This window comes from Streptomyces sp. NPDC039465 (genome assembly GCF_055639315.1).
This window is the reverse complement of the sequence record NZ_JBVKAP010000003.1, coordinates 458111-474435: the sequence shown is the minus strand read 5'-3', so window position 1 is coordinate 474435 and position 16325 is coordinate 458111. Positions and strand designations below refer to the sequence as shown.

The window sequence follows — 16325 nt, the reverse complement described above, 5'->3', positions numbered from 1 at the left end:
CTCCGTACGCTCCGTGTCCGGACGGACCTCCGCTTTTGGCACGATATGCCGGAGAATATGACCGCACAGCGCACACACCTCCGCATGGGTGCGGGGGGCGTCCCGAAGGGGTGTACGTCATGGGTGCAACCGAGCCTTTCGAAGGCCGCGCAGAAGACGACGTCGAAGGCCGCGTCGAGGGCCGCGTCAAGACAGTCGATCTGACGCCGGAGATCTACGGCTATCTGGTGGCGCAGGCCGAACCGGCCACCGAGGTCCAGCGCGAGCTGGCCGCCCGTACGGAACGGCTCGGCCGGTTGGCCCGGATGCGGGTCCCGCACGAACAGGCCGTGTTCCTGACCCTGCTCGTACGGCTGCTCGGCGCCCGCCGGATCGTGGAGGTGGGAACCTTCACCGGCTACTCGACGCTCGCGCTCGCCCAGGGCCTAGCCCCCGGCGGCACGGTCCTGACCTGCGACCTGTCGAAGGAATGGACCCAGATCGCCGAGGAGGCCTGGCACCAGGCGGGCGTCGCCGACCGCATCGAGCTGCGGCTCGGACCGGCCGCCGAGACCCTCCGGGCCCTGCCCACCGAGGCGGAGGTCGATCTGGTCTTCCTGGACGCCGACAAGGCCGGCTACATCGACTACTGGGAGCAGCTCGTGCCGCGGGTACGGTCCGGCGGACTGCTGCTCGCGGACAACGCCCTCTTCGGCGGTGCGGCGGCGGACCCGCAGGCCGGCGGTGACGCGGCCGCGATCCGGGCGTTCAACGCACACGTGCGCGCCGACGCCCGGGTCGAGTCGGTGCTGCTGCCGGTGGCCGACGGCCTGACGTTCGCCCGGCGCCTGTGAATCTCCGGCCCGCCGGGCCCCTCGGGCCTGTGCCCACGTCTGATGGGCCGTCACATGAGTGGCGCAAAGTGCACCTGGACGCCCCTACTGGCCAGTCCTACTCTCAAGTCACTTTGCACCTCCTCGCACCCCCACCTTCAACCGCCGTTCGAGGAGTCCCCCATGGCCCTACGTCCCATACCCACGCGCGCCCTGCTGGCGTCGGCCGCCGGTCTCGCGACCACAGCGGCGCTCACGCTCGGTGGCGCGGCCGTCGCCAACGCCCTTGAGGCGCAGGCCGGTTCGACCACGGTCTCGCCCGCCGGGCATTCCTTCGCCGCGAAGCTCACCGGCAAGGCGACCTTCACCGCCGGTTCGACGACGATGACCTGTACGGTCTCGTCCTCGCTGCCCACGACCGGCGCCAACAACAAGATCCCGGCCGCCCCCGGGAACCACAACGCCGCCGGACCGGTCGGCGCGACCATCAACCCGCCCACGTTCAGCGGCTGTACGACCAGCATCGGCGGTGTGAGCGTCACCGTCACCAGCAACGCCACCAACGGCCCCTGGTCGCTGACCGCGCAGCACGGCACCCCCATCGGCGCCGGTCTGACCATGCCCAAGGGCGGTGTCGTCCTGAAGACCAGCGGCCTCGCGAACTGCACCATCACCGCCTCGCCCACCGGCCCGACCACCGCCTCCGGGACCTGGACCAACGGCGCCCCCTCGTCGCTGGCCATCTCCAACGCCCCGGTCCCGGCCACGGTCACCGGCGGGTTCCTCTGCCCGACGGGCAACCAGTCGGCGACCTTCACGGCGACGTACCAGGTCACCGACACGACCGACCCGGCGCAGCAGATCACCGTCACCAGCTGACCGGGGCACCGCATCTCAGGGGCGGGCGCGGCGCCGCCGCGGCCCGCCCCACTGCTTGAGCCCGTACACCGCGCCTCCGGCGAGCAGCCCCCAGAACGCGCCGCTGATGCCGAAGAACCCGACCCCGGAGACGGTCACCACCAGGGTGACGACCGCCGCTTCCCGGTCGTCGGGGCCGGCGACCGCGCCCATCAGCGCGCTGCCGAGGGCGCCGAGCAGGGCGAGCCCGGCGACCGCCTGGATCAGAGTGGGCGGTGCGGCGCCGACGAAGGCGACCGCGGCGCCCGCGCCCAGGCCGAGCAGGATGTACGCGACCCCCGAGACGGCAGCGGCGCGGTACCGCTTGCGGGGGTCGGGGCCCGCGCCCTCGTCGGCGCAGAGCGCCGCGGTGATCGCGGCCAGGTTGACGGCGTGGCCGCCGAAGGGCGCCGCGAGCATGCTGAAGGCGCCGGACCCGCTGAACAGCGGGCCCGGGCGCGGCTCGTAGCCGTTGACGTTCAGGACGGCGATGCCGGGGATGTTCTGCGAGGCCATCGTCACGACGTACAGCGGCAGGGCGATGCCGACCAGGGCGGCGGCCGGGAACTGCGGTGTCACGAAGACGGGTCCGGCCCACAGCGGCCCCAGGTCGGCGGCGGAGATGTCGGTGGTGGTGGCGATGAGGACGGCGGTGACGAGGACGGCCGCCGGGACGGCGTACAGCTTCTTCACCACGCCGACCAGCGCCCAGGTGAGCACGATCGCGAGGCCGAGGGCCGGCTCCGCCTTGACCGCCTTGGCGGGGGCGAGGCACAGCGGCAGCAGAATGCCCGCGAGCATCGCGTTGGCCAGCGGCTTGGGGATCGCGGAGACCCAGCGGCCGAGCGGTTGCCACAGTCCGGTGACCACGATCAGGGCACCGGTGACAAGGAACGCCCCGACGGCGGCGGCGAATCCGCCGTCGGGTGCGGCGGACGCGGCGAGCAGGGCCGCGCCGGGTGTCGACCAGGCGATGCTGACCGGCATGCGGGTGCGCAGGCTGAGGAAGACCGCGCAGGCGCCCATCGCGACGCAGAGCGCCATCAGTCCGGACGCGGCTTGCGCGCGGGTCGCACCGACCTTGTGCAGGCCTTCGAGGACGACGGCGAAGGAGCTGGAGAAGCCGACGAACGCGGCTATCAGACCGGCGGTGACGGCCCGTACGAGCTCGGGGCCGCCGCCCTCGCGGGTCGCGGCGCCGCTGCCGGGCGCCTGGGTGGTGGTCAAGGGGACTCCTCACTTTCCGGCCGCCTCGCGCGGGCCGGTCCGGCGGACTTCAGTGTGATCAAAAGGCGTCGGCGGCGGACGGGGTGTCCGGTATCCGGTCGGAAGGGGCCCGATCCAGCCGCCCCCGGCCGAAGCCTCCTCACGCTCAGACGTTGATCGATTACGCTGTGCCGCGCATATGGCGGGTCATCGACGCACAGGGAGATCTCCACGTGGAGCGAAGCCGTACCGACCTCAGGAGTCCTGCCGACCTCGGGAGCCGTACCGACCTCAGGATCCGTGCCGTTCTCGCCGCTCTCGGCGTCACGGCCGTGATGGCGGCCGCACCGGCGGCGCACGCCGCCGAGCCGGCCGGGCGGCAGGCCCCGGCCGCCGCCGTCGCGGCCCGGCCGGTCCCGCCCGAGCCGTGCACCGGCGAGTTCAAGGGCGACAAGCGGCTCGGCCCCAAGTGGCTGCCGAAGAAGTGGGACCGGCCGGTGGGGCCACTGCTCAACGGCTACCACCGCACCGGCTCGCTCTCCCCGCAGGACTTCCTGAAGAAGTACTGGGAGGGCCCGGCCGACACCGGCGGCTGGAAGTACCCGCCGAACGACGGCTTCGCCGAGGTCAACGGCCAGGTCGACAAGCACCCGGAGGTGCTGGAGCCGGGTGAGCGGCTCGACCGGTTCGGCTCCGAGTACGGCGCCTATCTCGCGCCGGCCGGTGACCCGTACGCGGCCCGCGCGCTGCCGCCGCAGAACCTCGGTACACGGGACGCCGCCCACCCCTGCGACTACCGCGTCTACCGGGTCCTGAAGGCGTTCACCGTCTGGGAGGGCTCCATCGCCCCGTGGTTCGAGCAGCCGGGCGGCGGGCAGCAGATCAAGCTGGACCCGGTGTTCCTCGACCCCGGCCAGGGCGCGCGGCTCAATGTGAAGTGGCTTCTGGACCATGGCTATCTCCAGTCCGTTGCCCCCTGATCCGTTGGACCGGAGGGCACTGGCCCGGGCACTGCGGGAGGCCGCGGTGCCCGGGGAGTACTACTGGATCGAGGGCGCCCATGAACCAGCGCCCACTCCCCCGGACTTCCTGTATCTGCGCCGCGCGCCGGACGGAGGCTGGGAGACCGGGGCGTACGAGCGTGGTGCGTACGAACCGATCGCGGTGCACCCGACGGAGGCGGCGGCCTGCGCGCACCTCCTCGCGCTGCTGACCTGACCGCCCGGCCTCGCGCCCGCCCGGTTCCTCAGAACTCGTCGTTGATGTGCGGGAGTTGGTCGGTGCGCAGTGCCGCGTCCAGGGCGGCGGCCGCGCCGGGGGTGTGTTCGTCGATCAGGCCCGCGCGGACGAGGCGTACCGCTTCGGTGCCGCCGAGGTAGCAGGCGGCGAGTTCCCGTACGTCGAGGGTGAGGTCCGCCGGGTCCGTTGCGGGGGCGCAGCGGGCCGTGCCGGAGGTGACGGTCAGCCGCAGCCGTCCGGCGTTGGACGGGAGCCGGTCGTCCCGCAGGTCCAGGACGAGGTCGGTGTCCGCGGCCCAGAAGCGGGCGGTGAGCGCGGCGGTGACGTCCACGAGGCGCAGCCAAAGGGCGGGGAACTGGCCGGTGACCCTGACCTGGTCGCGGTCGACGGCGAAGAGCAGCAGCGGATCGTCGAGGGGGCGGCCCCAGGCGCGGACGGTGCCGGTGAGGTCGATGGAGGCGAGGTACCTCCACAGGGCGGCCGCGGCCCGCGGGGTGTCGGCCTCCAGTTCGTCGAGGCGGACGAGGCCGGGGGTGTGGGTGTCGTCGTTCTCGGGGCGGGTGCGGTAGACGGCGTATCCGGCGAGCGGGTTGCCGAGGGCGACAATCCGCGGCGGGGAGAGCTCGTCGTCCTCCTCGTCCTTGTCGACGAGCCATTCGCCGTGCCAGCGGGCCGCGTCGCGGGCGAGCCGGCCGGGGCGCCGGGCGCGGGTCGCGTCGTAGTACGGGCCGAGGAGTGCGGGCGCGTCGGCCGGGTCGATCAGCCGCAGGGGGCGTTCGTCGGGGGTGATGCGCAGGGCGAGCGGCCGGCGGGAGTCGATTTCGACGGTGAGTCCTTCGGTGGCGGCGCCGAAGCCGAAGCGGCCGTAGATGGCGTCCTCGGAGGCCCACAGTGCGGCGAGCGGCCATCCCTCGGCGGCGCAGCGGCGGTGGACCTCGCCGATCATGGCGGAGAGCACGCCGCGGCGCCGGTGGGTGGGGGCGACGCAGACGTAGGTGAGGCCGGGGCAGGGCAGTTCGCCGCCGGGGACGGAGAGGGTGAAGCGGTGGAGCGCGACGAAGCCGACCAAGGTGTCCCCGTCGTAGGCGCCGATGCGCTCGCACTCCCGCATCAGCTCCTGCTGGTGCTTGTGGAGCTCGTCCTCCGGACGCTCGTGGAAGACGAGGTACGCGAGCGCGAGCGCACGGTCGATGTGGGCCTCGGGTACGTCGCGGATGTCCATGCTTCGGACCCTAACGCGAGGGTTTCGGACCGGCATCCGTGTTTCCGGGCGCGCCGGGCCGGACCGTCGTGATCAGGCCAGTCGCACCGGCAGGGTGGCCCAGCCGTGGGCGATGAAGGACTCGCTCTGCCGGGCCGGTCCGGCCTCCTCGTCCGCGCGGAGCTTGGGGAAGCGGGCGAAGAGCGCGGGCAGGGCGATGGCGGCCTCCAGGCGGGCGAGCGGGGCGCCGACGCAGTAGTGCACGCCGTGGCCGAAGGCGAGGTGTTCCTTGTCGACACGGGTCAGGTCGAAGGCGCCGGCGGTGGGGCCGTGGCGGAGCGGGTCGCGTCCGGCGGCGGCGTACGCGGCGAGGATCGCGTCGCCGCGGGCGATGACCGTGCCGTCGGGCAGGTCGATGTCCTCGACGGCGTAGCGCAGCGGGAGGTTGGCGATGGAGGGGGCCCAGCGCAGGGTCTCCTCGATGACGTCGTTCCAGGGGATCTCGCCGTCCAGGACGCGGGCGAGCTGGTCCGGGTGGGCGAGCAGGGCGTGGACGGCGTTACCGATGAGGTTGACGGTGGTCTCGTGGCCGGCGCCGACGACCAGGAGGAGGGTGGAGATCAGCTCCTCCTCGGTGAGGCTGGAGCCCTCCTCGTCGCGGGCGGCGATCAGGGCGCTGGTCATGTCGTCGCCCGGCATGGCGCGCTTGTCGGCGACGAGTCCGGCGAGCAGCGCGAGGATCTCCTGGAGGGTGGCGGTGGCCTGGGCGGGCGTCGCGGTGGTGTCGAAGATCTCCTCGACCAGGCGGGCGGTGTCCGCCCTGCGGTCCTCGGGGAGGCCGAAGAGTTCACAGATGACCTGCATGGGCAGCGGATGGGCGAAGGCGGTGCGCAGTTCGGCCCGGCCGTCGGGGGCTTCGGCCATCGCGTCGAGGAGGGTGGTGGTGATCTCCTCGATGCGCGGGGCGAGGGCGTCGGTGCGGCGCTTGGTGAAGGCTGGGGAGACGAGCTTGCGCAGCCGCCGGTGGTTGGCTCCGTAGGCGGTGAACATGTTTGTCACGCCGACCCAGGTGTTGACCCAGCTCTCGCGGTACCGGCCGTCGATCCACTCCGGCCAGTGGAGGTTGGGGTCCTTCGACACCCGCTCGTCGGCGAGGAGTTGTTTGAGCAGGGCGTGTCCGGTCGGCGCCCAGGCCCTGATGCCACCGGGGAGTTCGACGAGCGCGGCCGAGCCGCGCTCGCGCAGCCGCTCGGCCTCCGCGTGGATGTCGGCGCCCGCGGGGTCGAGGGCGATGGGCTGCTGGCCCATGGGTACTCCTGCCTGTGGGGGACACGTCAGCCAACCGATCCTAGAAGACGGGGCGTTGACGCACAGGTCGGAATACGGTCGGTGATCGCGCCGCCAACCCATGTCGGCCCAGCGGGAGTTCAGCCGGACGTGAGTGCCGGGCGGGCGAGGCGTACGAGTTCGAGGGCCTGGGCGGGGAACCACTGGCCGGCCGGCGGGTCGACGGCCGCGGCGGGCGTAGGGAGCAGCAGGGCGGCCAGGGCGAGGGCGAGGAAGGTCAGTGGAGCCGGTCTTCTGGGCATGGGCAGCAGGCTCGCCGACCGTGCGTCGTTGATCAAGATCTTCCGTACGGCGCGCCCGGCGACGAGAATACGAACCGGGCCGGATTCGAACGGGGCGGCCCAGCCGAACGGGAGGGTGTCACATGCTGCGCGTCAAGGACTTCGACCACCTGGTGCTCAATGTGCAGGACGTCGAGAAGTCGCTGGAGTTCTACACCGGGCCGCTGGGTCTGGAAGCGGTGCGGGTGGAGGAGTGGCGCGAGGGGAAGGTGCCGTTCCCCTCGGTGCGGATAAACGAGCACACGATCATCGATCTGTTCAGCCGTCCGCGCGCCGAGTCCAATGTCGACCACATCTGTCTGGTCGTCGATCCGCTGGACTGGCAGGAAGTGATCGACTCGGGGACCTTCACCGTCCTGGAGGGGCCGGTCCCCCGCTTCGGCGCGCGGGGTTCGGCCCAGTCGATCTACGTCCAGGACCCGGACGGCAACACCGTCGAGCTGCGCTGGTACCCGCAGGACGCCGCCTAGGCCGGAGTGCGCGGGCGCCCGACGAGCTGTCAGGCCACGGACCCTATCCGGCCGTTCGGTGCGTGGCCGCCCTCGTGGTGGATCGGGGTGTGGGCGCCGGTGAGGGAGATTCCGCTGCCGCCGCGCCGGTTGGCGACGATCTCGGCGCCGATCGACAGCGCGGTCTCCTCCGGCGTCCGCGCGCCGAGGTCGAGTCCGATCGGCGAGCGCAGCCGGGCCAGCTCGAGCTCGGTGACGCCGACCTCGCGCAGCCGCTTGTTGCGGTCCTCGTGGGTGCGGCGGGAGCCCATCGCGCCGATGTAGGCGACGGGAAGCTTCAGGGCCAGTTCGAGCAGCGGGACGTCGAACTTGGCGTCATGGGTGAGCACGCACAGGACGGTTCGGCCGTCCACCTCGGTGCGCTCGAGGTAGGTGTGGGGCCACTCGACGACGATCTCGTCGGCGTCGGGGAAGCGCGCCGGGGTCGCGAAGACGGGCCGGGCGTCGCACACGGTCACGTGGTACCCGAGGAACTTGCCGACCCGTACGAGCGCCGAGGCGAAGTCGATGGCGCCGAAGACGATCATCCGGGGCGGCGGCACGCTGGACTCGACGAGCAGTGTCAGGGGCTGTCCGCAGCGCGAGCCGTCCTCACCGATGACGACGGTGCCGGTGCGGCCGGCGTCCAGCATGGCGCCCGCCTCGCCGGCGGCCGTGCGGTCCAGGACGGGATGCCCGCCAAGGCCTCCTTCGTACGAGCCGTCGGGGCGCACCACCAGGGCGCGGCCCTTCAGCTCGGCGGGGCCCTCGGTGATCCGCGCGACCGCCGCCGCCTCCCCACGGGCGGCGGCGGACAGCGCGGCCGCGAACACTTCCCTGGCGGGAGAGTCCGCGCGGACCGGTGTGACGAGGATGTCGATGATGCCGCCGCATGTGAGACCGACCGCGAATGCGTCCTCGTCGCTGTACCCGAACTGTTCGAGCACGGTCTCGCCGTCGTCGAGTGCCTGCCGGCAGAGCTCGTAGACGGCGCCCTCCACACATCCACCGGAGACGGAACCGATCGCCGTGCCGTCGCTGTCGACGGCGAGTGCGGCGCCCGGCTGCCGGGGGGCGCTGCCGCCGACCGCCACCACGGTGGCGACGGCGAAGTCACGTCCCTGCTCGACCCACCGGTGCAACTCGTCGGCGATGTCCAGCATGTCGGCCTCCTTGAAAGCTCTGAGGATGTGTGGAGGGCAGGGCGTCAGCCGACGCCGAGCCAGCTCTCGATGGGGTGGATCGCGAAGTACACCACGAAGATCGCGCTGAGGCCCCACATGAAGCCGCCCACCTCGCGGGCCTTGCCCTGCGCCACCTTGATGACGGCGTAGGAGAGGACACCGGCCGCGACACCCGTGGTGATGGTGTACGTGAACGGCATCAGGACCACCGTGAGGAACACCGGGATCGCCACGGAGCGGTCGCTCCAGTCGACGTGCTTGGCGTTCTGCATCATCATCGCGCCGATGACGACCAGGGCCGCTGCGGCGACCTCCTGCGGCACGATCGCGGTGAGGGGGGTGAAGAAGAGGCACAGCGCGAAGAATCCACCGGTGACCACGGAGGCGAGGCCCGTGCGGGCGCCCTCGCCGACGCCGGTCGCGGACTCGACGAAGACGGTCTGGCCGGAGCCGCCGACGCCGCCGCCGATGACACCACCGGCACCGTCGATGAACAGCGCCTTGGACAGGCCCGGCATGCGGCCCTTGTCGTCGGCGAGCTTGGCCTCGGTGCCGACACCGAGGATGGTGGCCATGGCGTCGAAGAAGCCGGCCAGCACCAGGGTGAAGACGATCATGGTGATCGTGATGTAGCCGACGTCGCCCCAGCCGGTGAAGGACACGTCGCCGATGAGCGAGAAGTCCGGTGCTGAGACCGCGCTGCCGTTCAGCTCCGGCGCGCCGGAGAACCAGGCCTTGGCCGGGATGTCGGCGATCGCGTTGACGATCGCGGCGATGACGGTGCCGGCGACGATTCCGATCAGGATGGCGCCGGGGACGTTGCGGGCCTGCAGGGCGAAGATCAGCAGCAGGGTGACCGCGAAGATCAGGACGGGCCAGCCGGCGAGTTCACCGGCCGGGCCGAGGGTGACGGGGCCGCCGCCGGGGGCGGGGTTCTCGTGGACGAAGCCGGCCTTCACGAAACCGATGATCGCGATGAAGAGACCGATGCCGATGGTGATGGCGTGCTTCAGGGCGAGCGGGATCGCGTTCATGATCATCTCGCGGAGGCCGGTGACCACCAGGAGACAGATGACGGCGCCGTACGCGACACACATGCCCATCGCCTGCGGCCAGGTCATCACCGGGACGACCTGGGAGGCCAGGACACCGGAGACGGACAGACCGGCCGCGAGGGCGAGCGGGACCTTGCCCCAGAAGCCCATGAGCAGGGTGGTCGCGGCGGCGGCGAGCGCAGTCGCAGTGATGAGCGCGGGCTGGCTGAGGACGTTGCCGTCCACATCCTTGCCGCCGAGGATCAGGGGGTTGAGCAGAAGGATGTACGCCATCGCCATGAAGGTGGTGACGCCGCCACGCACCTCGGTCGCGACGGTTGATCCTCTTTCGGAGATGTGAAAGTAACGGTCGAGCCAAGACCGGCCCGCGGGGACGTTCGAGCCGGAGCCCGCGTCCTCTGCGGCGGTCTTCGGCTCCACTGACGACTGGGTCATGGTGCCTACTCCCAAGGTTCAAAGGGGCACCCGCATAAGACTTGGAGATGTCAGACAAGCTGCGGGATTTGGGATACTGCGTGGGCTGCACGACCCGGGGGACGGCCCGAGACGAACGGTTCGCCGAAACGTCGGATGACGCCGGTGAGACGGGGTGATGCTGTTCCTGCTGTTCTTGCTGTTCTTGCTGTGTACCGCGTTGCTGCGGCTTGTCTCCGGACGGTGCGGGCGAAGGGACTTGTGACGTTCCAGGGAGGCGCGCACCGTCCGGAGAGTTCTGGGACTCCAGCCGTGGCTAGAGGGTGCCGGTGAGGTGCTCGGGGCGCACCGGCGTCTTGTTCAGCTCCAGGCCCGTCGCGTTCCGGATCGCCGCGAGGACGGCCGGGGTGGACGACAGGGTCGGGGCCTCGCCGAGACCGCGCAGGCCGTACGGCGCGTTCGGGTCGGCGAGCTCCAGGACGTCGACCGGGATGGTCGGGGTGTCGAGGATGGTGGGGATCAGGTAGTCCGTGAAGGAGGGGTTGCGCACCTTCGCGGTCTTCGGGTCGACGATGATCTCTTCCATCACGGCGACGCCGAGGCCCTGGGTGGTACCACCCTGGATCTGGCCGACGACGGAGAGCATGTTCAGTGCCTTGCCGACGTCCTGAGCGGTGGCCAGCTCGACGACCTTGACGAGGCCGAGCTCGGTGTCGACCTCGACCACGGCGCGGTGCGCGGCGAAGGTGTACTGGACGTGACCGTCGCCCTGACCGGTGACCAGGTCGAACGCCTGGGTCGGGCGGTGGCGGAACTCCAGCTCGAGGTCGATGGACTCGTCCTCGAGCAGCTCGCCGAGGTCCGCGAGGACCTCGCCGCCGTCGGTGACGACCTTGCCGCCTTCGAGCAGCAGCTCGGCGGTGGCCCAGGCCGGGTGGTACGAACCGTACTTGCGGCGGCCGATCTCCAGGACCTTCTCGCGGACGGCCTCGCAGGTGTTCTTCACCGCGCCGCCGGTCATGTACGTCTGCCGGGAGGCGGACGTCGAACCGGCGGAGCCGACCTGGGTGTCGGCCGGGTGGATGGTCACCTGCGTGACACCCAGCTCCGTGCGGGCGATCTGGGCGTGGACGGTGACACCGCCCTGGCCGACCTCGGCCATGGCCGTGTGGACCATCGCGACCGGCTCGCCGTTGATGACCTCCAGGCGCACCCGGGCGGTGGAGTAGTCGTCGAAGCCCTCGGAGAAGCCGACGTTCTTGATGCCGACGGCGTAGCCGACACCGCGCACGACGCCCTCGCCGTGGGTGGTGTTGGACAGACCACCGGGCAGCGCGCGGACGTCCGCGCCCTCGCCGGCGCTCTCCCACTGGCGCTCCGGCGGCATCGGGCGGGCCTTGACCCGGCGCAGCAGCTCGGCGACCGGGGCCGGCGAGTCCACGACCTGGCCAGTCGGCATGATCGTGCCCTGCTCCATGGCGTTGAGCTGGCGGAATTCGACCGGGTCCATGCCCAGCTTCGCCGCGAGCTTGTCCATCTGGGCCTCGTACGCGAAGCAGGCCTGGACGGCGCCGAAGCCGCGCATCGCGCCGCAGGGCGGGTTGTTCGTGTAGAGGGCGATCGCCTCGATGTCGACGTTGTCGATGACGTACGGGCCGACGGAGAGGGACGAGGCGTTGCCGACGACGGCCGGGGAGGCCGAGGCGTAGGCACCGCCGTCGAGCACGATCCGGCACTTCATGTGCGTGATCTTGCCGTCCTTGGTGGCGCCGTGCTCGTACCAGAGCTTCGCCGGGTGGCGGTGCACGTGGCCGAAGAAGGACTCGAAGCGGTTGTAGACCATCTTGACCGGCTTGCCGGTGCGCAGCGCCAGCAGGCAGGCGTGGATCTGCATCGAGATGTCCTCGCGGCCGCCGAAGGCGCCGCCGACGCCGGAGAGCGTCATACGGACCTTCTCCTCGGGCAGGCCGAGGACGGGGGCGATCTGCTTGAGGTCCGAGTGCAGCCACTGGGTGGCGACGTACAGGTCCACACCGCCGTCCTCGGACGGCACGGCGAGGCCGGACTCCGGGCCGAGGAAGGCCTGGTCCTGCATGCCGAAGACGTACTCGCCGGTGACGATGACGTCGGCCTGCTTGGCGGCCTCGGCCGCGTCGCCGCGGATGATCGGCTGGCGGTGGACGATGTTGGGGTGCGGGACGTGACCGGAGTGGTGGTCGTCGCGGCCCGGGTGGAGCAGCGGGGCGTCCTCGGCGAGGGCGGAGGCCTCGTCCGTGACGACCGGCAGTTCCCTGTAGTCGATCTTGATCTTGGCGGCCGCGCGGCGGGCGGTCTCCGGGTGGTCGGCGGCGATCAGGGCCACCGGCTCGCCGTGGTGGCGTACCCGGCCGTGGGCGAGGGTCGGCGTGTCCTGGATCTCCAGGCCGTAGTTCTTCACCTTCGCCGGCAGGTCGTCGTAGGTCAGCACGGCGTAGACGCCGGACGTCGCCAGCGCCTCGGAGATGTCGATGCTCGCGATCTCGGCGTGGGCGACCGTGGAGCGCAGCGTGTGGCCCCAGAGCATGTCCTCGTGCCACATGTCCGAGGAGTACGCGAACTCACCGGTGACCTTGAGGGTGCCGTCCGGGCGGAGCGTGGACTCGCCGATGCCGCCCTTGGCGTGCTTCTGGGTGACGTTGGTGGGCGTACCGGCAGGAGTGGTGCGGGTGTTCTGAGCCATGGTCAGACCGTCTCTCCCTGACGGGCGGCCGCCAGGCGGACCGCGTCCAGGATCTTCTCGTAGCCCGTGCAGCGGCAGAGGTTGCCGGACAGGGCCTCGCGGATGTCCTGGTCGGACGGGTCGGCGTTGCGCTCGAGGAGCTCGTCGGCGGCGACAAGGAGACCCGGGGTACAGAAGCCGCACTGGACGGCGCCGGCGTCGATGAACGCCTTCTGGATCGGGGAGAGCTCCACGCCCTCGCCGGTCTGCGAGTCGGCCGGCTTGGCCTCCCACTGCTTCGCCTGGTCCAGGCTGGTGCCACAGGCACCGGTGGCGCAGCCGCCACCCTGGTGGCCTTCGGCGCGCTGCTGCGCGTACTCCGCCAGGCCCTCGACGGTGACGACCTCGCGGCCCTCGACCTGACCGGCGGCGACGAGGCAGGAGCAGACCGGCACGCCGTCGAGGCGGACCGTGCACGAGCCGCACTCGCCCTGCTCACAGGCGTTCTTGGAGCCGGGCAGGCCCATCCGCTCGCGCAGGACGTAGAGGAGGGACTCGCCCTCCCAGACGTCGTCGGCTTCCTGGGGACGGCCGTTGACCGTGAAATTCACGCGCATGCTTATGCAGCTCCTTCAAGCGTGGCGCCGGTGGAGCGGTACTGCTCCCAGGTCCAGCCGAGCGTGCGGCGGGCCATGATGCCCACCGCGTGACGGCGGTACTTGGCCGTGCCTCGAACGTCGTCGATCGGGTTGCAGGCGGCGGACGCGAGGTCCGCGAACTGCTTGGCGATCGAAGGGGTGATGATCTTGCCGTTGTCCCAGAAGCCGCCCTCCTCGAGCGCCGCGTTCAGGAACTCCTCGGCCTCCTTGGCGCGCACCGGGGTGGGCGCGGCGGAGCCGATGCCGGTCCGGACCGTACGGGTCTCGGGGTGCAGGGCCAGGCCGAAGGCGCACACCGCGATGACCATCGCGTTGCGGGTGCCGACCTTGGAGTACTGCTGGGGGCCGTCCGCCTTCTTGATGTGGACGGTCTTGATGAGCTCGTCGGGCTGGAGCGCGTTGCGCTTGACGCCCGTGTAGAACTCGTCGATCGGGATGAAGCGGCTGCCGCGGACCGACTCGACCTCGACCTCGGCGCCCGCCGCGAGCAGCGCGGGGTGGGCGTCACCGGCCGGGGACGCGGTGCCGAGGTTGCCGCCGACGCCGCCGCGGTTACGGATCTGCGGGGACGCGACCGTGTGCGAGGCGAGCGCCAGGCCGGGCAGCTCGGTGCGGAGCTGCTCCATGATCTGGGTGTACGGAACGGAGGCGCCGAGCCGGACGTTCTCTTCGCCGACCTCCCACTCCCGCAGCAGCTCGATGCGGTTCAGGTCCAGCAAGTACTCCGGCCGCCGGTGGTCGAAATTGATCTCGACCATGACATCGGTGCCACCCGCAATGGGCACAGCCGTGGGGTGCTCGGCCTTGGCGGCGAGCGCCTCCTCCCAGCTGGCGGGGCGAAGGAAGTCCATGAGTGGCTCTCTTCTACGTGGATCGGGGTAGTTCGCTCGGGCCCGGGGGGGACGGCCGGCCGGCCCTCGACTTCTTATTCATGTGCTGTTAACGCGGTGTGTGGCCCAGTACACAAGCCGGGCTCCCCCGAGTGCAGTCACCGAAACCATGAAGGAGTTGGCTGGTGACCATCATCGTCTTGTAGATTCGAACGAAAGGCGGGGCTCATTCACCTCGCCGTTTCCCCCCGGAAACGGTGGCCACAGGTCACCGGCAACAACGAGACAGATCGGCGGCAACGAGATGCGGCTGCGCGCACTGCTGGAAACCGACGCGCTGGGGCTGCGCCTGCTCGGTGGTGAGGACGAGCTGGATCGCACGGTCCGTGGCGTGATGACCACCGACCTCAGGGACCCGAGCCGCTATCTGTCCGGCGGCGAGCTGGTCCTCACCGGGCTCGCGTGGTGGCGTGACGCCTCCGACGCCGAGCCGTTCGTCCGGATCCTGGCGTCGGCCGGGGTGGCGGGCCTGGCGGCGGGCGAAGCGGAACTCGGGGACATTCCCGATGATCTGGTCGAGGCGTGTTTGCGCCACCGGCTGCCTTTGTTCGCAGTGAACGAGTCCGTTGCGTTCGCAACGATTACCGAGCATGTCGTTCGACAGGTGTCCGGCGAACGGGCCGGAGACCTGGCGGCTGTTGTGGACCGCCACAGGAGGCTGATGACCTCTGGTCCGGCCGGCGGCGGACCGGAGGTCGTCCTCGATCTCCTCGGCTCCGATCTCGACCTCCGGGCCTGGGTGCTCTCGCCCACCGGTCGGCAGATCGCGGGGGCGGGCGAGCCCCTGGAGCCGGCACTGAGCGCCCAGCTCGCCGGGGAGCACCTGGCGGCGACCCGGACCGGCCGGCGTGGTCCGCACCGCCTCGCCGTCGGCGGTACGACGTACTCCCTCTTCCCGATCCGTAACACCGGGCGCGGCGCGGCCCCCGCCTCGCGCGACGTCCGCGAGACGGTGCTGTCGGACTGGCTGCTCGCCGTCGAGGCCGACGCGAGCGACTGGCCGGCCGCGCGCCTGGACCTGTTGCAGGGCGTCACGCAGCTGATCGCCGTCGAGCGCGATCGGCGCGAGGCGGCGCGTACGGTACGGCGCCGGCTGGCCCAGGAAGTCCTGGAACTGGTCCAGACCGGGGCCGCGCCGGCCGAGATCGCGGCGCGTCTGCGGGTCGCGGCGCCGGTGCTGCTGCCGGGCCTCGGCACGGCGCCGCACTGGCAGGTCGTGGTCGCCCGGGTCGAGTGGGACCAGGAGGGCGCGGCGGGCCCGGCCGTGGACAGCGGGCCGGTCGCGCAGGCGCTCCTTGAGGAGATCCTCGTCGACCCGGCGACCGTGGGCTCCGAGTCGGCGGACCGGATCGCGGTGGCGCACAACGGCGAGGAGGCGATCGCGCTGGTGCCGCTGCCGTCGGTGACGCCGACGGAGACGCAGGAGGGCGAGACGATAGCGCTCGGGCTGCACGCGGACGTGCTGCTGGCGGCGGTCCGTGAGCCGCTGTCGGCGGGCCTCGACGGCGATGGCCGGCTCACGCTCGGCGTCTCGGCGGCCGTGCACTCCGCGGAGGGCCTGCGGGGCGCCCTGGAGGAGGCCCGCCACGCCCGCCGCGTGGCCGCCGCCCGCCCCGGCCGCGTCTGCGCCGCGGGCCACCACGAGCTGGCCTCCCACGTCCTGCTGCTCCCCTTCGTCCCGGACGACGTCCGCCGCGCCTTCACGGCCCGCCTCCTGGACCCCCTGCGCGACTACGACCGCCGCCACCGCGCGGAACTCATCCCCACGCTGGAGGCCTTCCTCGACTGCGACGGCTCCTGGACCCGCTGCGCGACACGTCTTCACCTGCACGTGAACACCCTGCGCTACCGGGTGGGCCGAATCGAGCAACTGACGGGGCGCGACCTGTCGCGCCTGGAGGACAAGCTGGACTTCTTCCTGGCGCTGCGGATGAGCTGAGGGGTGCCCCTGGGC

The 16325-nt window shown here is 71.4% G+C and carries 15 protein-coding genes; 6 read left to right on the top strand and 9 right to left on the bottom strand.

Annotated elements, in window-relative coordinates; translation table 11 throughout:
* Positions 1 to 119: 119 nt before the first annotated feature.
* Both ACZ7LT_RS12610 and ACZ7LT_RS12605 read left to right on the top strand, forming a co-directional pair.
* Positions 120 to 833, top strand: coding sequence for an O-methyltransferase (locus ACZ7LT_RS12610; RefSeq protein ID WP_471236004.1), 714 nt, complete (start codon positions 120 to 122; stop codon positions 831 to 833).
* 162 nt (positions 834 to 995) lie between these two features.
* Positions 996 to 1691: a hypothetical protein gene (locus tag ACZ7LT_RS12605; protein WP_471236003.1), complete on the top strand. Its 696-nt coding sequence runs from the start codon at positions 996 to 998 to the stop codon at positions 1689 to 1691.
* Positions 1692 to 1706: 15 nt separating this feature from the next.
* Here ACZ7LT_RS12605 and ACZ7LT_RS12600 read toward each other — a convergent pair whose 3' ends face one another.
* Positions 1707 to 2936, bottom strand: coding sequence for a benzoate/H(+) symporter BenE family transporter (locus ACZ7LT_RS12600; RefSeq protein WP_471236002.1), 1230 nt, complete (start codon positions 2934 to 2936; stop codon positions 1707 to 1709).
* Between the two features lie 314 nt (positions 2937 to 3250).
* On the opposite strand from ACZ7LT_RS12600, the gene ACZ7LT_RS12595 reads away from it, so the two are divergent.
* Together ACZ7LT_RS12595 and ACZ7LT_RS12590 are read left to right on the top strand one after the other, a co-directional pair.
* Positions 3251 to 3895 (top strand): TNT domain-containing protein, encoded by a 645-nt coding sequence (locus ACZ7LT_RS12595; protein WP_471236342.1) that lies wholly within the window; start codon positions 3251 to 3253, stop codon positions 3893 to 3895.
* Positions 3896 to 3899: 4 nt separating this feature from the next.
* Positions 3900 to 4133 carry a hypothetical protein gene (locus tag ACZ7LT_RS12590; protein ID WP_471236001.1) on the top strand — a complete coding sequence of 78 codons (234 nt, stop codon included), beginning with the start codon at positions 3900 to 3902 and terminating at the stop codon, positions 4131 to 4133.
* A gap of 28 nt (positions 4134 to 4161) precedes the next feature.
* Here ACZ7LT_RS12590 and ACZ7LT_RS12585 read toward each other — a convergent pair whose 3' ends face one another.
* The 3 genes from ACZ7LT_RS12585 to ACZ7LT_RS12575 form a co-directional block, all read right to left on the bottom strand.
* Positions 4162 to 5376 (bottom strand): GNAT family N-acetyltransferase, encoded by a 1215-nt coding sequence (locus ACZ7LT_RS12585; RefSeq protein ID WP_471236000.1) that lies wholly within the window; start codon positions 5374 to 5376, stop codon positions 4162 to 4164.
* A 72-nt stretch (positions 5377 to 5448) separates the two neighbouring features.
* Positions 5449 to 6663, bottom strand: coding sequence for a cytochrome P450 family protein (locus ACZ7LT_RS12580; RefSeq protein WP_471235999.1), 1215 nt, complete (start codon positions 6661 to 6663; stop codon positions 5449 to 5451).
* A 119-nt stretch (positions 6664 to 6782) separates the two neighbouring features.
* Positions 6783 to 6944, bottom strand: coding sequence for a hypothetical protein (locus ACZ7LT_RS12575; RefSeq protein ID WP_471235998.1), 162 nt, complete (start codon positions 6942 to 6944; stop codon positions 6783 to 6785).
* A 122-nt stretch (positions 6945 to 7066) separates the two neighbouring features.
* Here ACZ7LT_RS12575 and ACZ7LT_RS12570 point away from each other — a divergent pair, with 122 nt between their 5' ends.
* Positions 7067 to 7453, top strand: coding sequence for a VOC family protein (locus tag ACZ7LT_RS12570; protein WP_471235997.1), 387 nt, complete (start codon positions 7067 to 7069; stop codon positions 7451 to 7453).
* A gap of 29 nt (positions 7454 to 7482) precedes the next feature.
* On the opposite strand, the gene ACZ7LT_RS12565 is transcribed toward ACZ7LT_RS12570, so the two are convergent.
* The 5 genes from ACZ7LT_RS12565 to ACZ7LT_RS12545 all read right to left on the bottom strand — a co-directional run bounded on the left by ACZ7LT_RS12565 (position 7483) and on the right by ACZ7LT_RS12545 (position 14332).
* Entirely contained in the window at positions 7483 to 8634 is a 1152-nt protein-coding gene (locus tag ACZ7LT_RS12565; protein ID WP_471235996.1) for an XdhC family protein, read from the bottom strand.
* A 44-nt stretch (positions 8635 to 8678) separates the two neighbouring features.
* Positions 8679 to 10145 carry an NCS2 family permease gene (locus ACZ7LT_RS12560; protein ID WP_471235995.1) on the bottom strand — a complete coding sequence of 489 codons (1467 nt, stop codon included), beginning with the start codon at positions 10143 to 10145 and terminating at the stop codon, positions 8679 to 8681.
* Positions 10146 to 10440: 295 nt separating this feature from the next.
* Positions 10441 to 12843, bottom strand: coding sequence for a xanthine dehydrogenase subunit D (gene pucD, locus ACZ7LT_RS12555; protein ID WP_471235994.1), 2403 nt, complete (start codon positions 12841 to 12843; stop codon positions 10441 to 10443).
* 2 nt (positions 12844 to 12845) lie between these two features.
* Complete coding sequence (locus ACZ7LT_RS12550; RefSeq protein ID WP_471235993.1) at positions 12846 to 13439, bottom strand: (2Fe-2S)-binding protein; 594 nt, start codon at positions 13437 to 13439, stop codon at positions 12846 to 12848.
* A 2-nt stretch (positions 13440 to 13441) separates the two neighbouring features.
* Complete coding sequence (locus ACZ7LT_RS12545) at positions 13442 to 14332, bottom strand: FAD binding domain-containing protein (RefSeq protein WP_471235992.1); 891 nt, start codon at positions 14330 to 14332, stop codon at positions 13442 to 13444.
* A 283-nt stretch (positions 14333 to 14615) separates the two neighbouring features.
* Between ACZ7LT_RS12545 and ACZ7LT_RS12540 the strand changes: the two genes are divergently transcribed.
* Positions 14616 to 16310, top strand: a complete 1695-nt coding sequence (locus tag ACZ7LT_RS12540) for a PucR family transcriptional regulator (RefSeq protein WP_471235991.1) — start codon at positions 14616 to 14618, stop codon at positions 16308 to 16310.
* Positions 16311 to 16325 lie beyond the last annotated feature (15 nt).

Bases quoted from the DNA above. Each gene is read 5' to 3' on its own strand.
- ACZ7LT_RS12545 (WP_471235992.1), bottom strand. From the start codon at position 14,332: ATGGACTTCCTTCGCCCCGCCAGCTGGGAGGAGGCGCTCGCCGCCAAG.
- ACZ7LT_RS12610 (WP_471236004.1), top strand. From the start codon at position 120: ATGGGTGCAACCGAGCCTTTCGAAGGCCGCGCAGAAGACGACGTCGAA.
- ACZ7LT_RS12540 (WP_471235991.1), top strand. From the start codon at position 14,616: ATGCGGCTGCGCGCACTGCTGGAAACCGACGCGCTGGGGCTGCGCCTG.
- ACZ7LT_RS12550 (WP_471235993.1), bottom strand. From the start codon at position 13,439: ATGCGCGTGAATTTCACGGTCAACGGCCGTCCCCAGGAAGCCGACGAC.
- ACZ7LT_RS12560 (WP_471235995.1), bottom strand. From the start codon at position 10,145: ATGACCCAGTCGTCAGTGGAGCCGAAGACCGCCGCAGAGGACGCGGGC.
- ACZ7LT_RS12605 (WP_471236003.1), top strand. From the start codon at position 996: ATGGCCCTACGTCCCATACCCACGCGCGCCCTGCTGGCGTCGGCCGCC.
- ACZ7LT_RS12575 (WP_471235998.1), bottom strand. From the start codon at position 6,944: ATGCCCAGAAGACCGGCTCCACTGACCTTCCTCGCCCTCGCCCTGGCC.
- ACZ7LT_RS12595 (WP_471236342.1), top strand. From the start codon at position 3,251: ATGGCGGCCGCACCGGCGGCGCACGCCGCCGAGCCGGCCGGGCGGCAG.
- ACZ7LT_RS12565 (WP_471235996.1), bottom strand. From the start codon at position 8,634: ATGCTGGACATCGCCGACGAGTTGCACCGGTGGGTCGAGCAGGGACGT.
- pucD (WP_471235994.1), bottom strand. From the start codon at position 12,843: ATGGCTCAGAACACCCGCACCACTCCTGCCGGTACGCCCACCAACGTC.
- ACZ7LT_RS12585 (WP_471236000.1), bottom strand. From the start codon at position 5,376: ATGGACATCCGCGACGTACCCGAGGCCCACATCGACCGTGCGCTCGCG.
- ACZ7LT_RS12580 (WP_471235999.1), bottom strand. From the start codon at position 6,663: ATGGGCCAGCAGCCCATCGCCCTCGACCCCGCGGGCGCCGACATCCAC.
- ACZ7LT_RS12570 (WP_471235997.1), top strand. From the start codon at position 7,067: ATGCTGCGCGTCAAGGACTTCGACCACCTGGTGCTCAATGTGCAGGAC.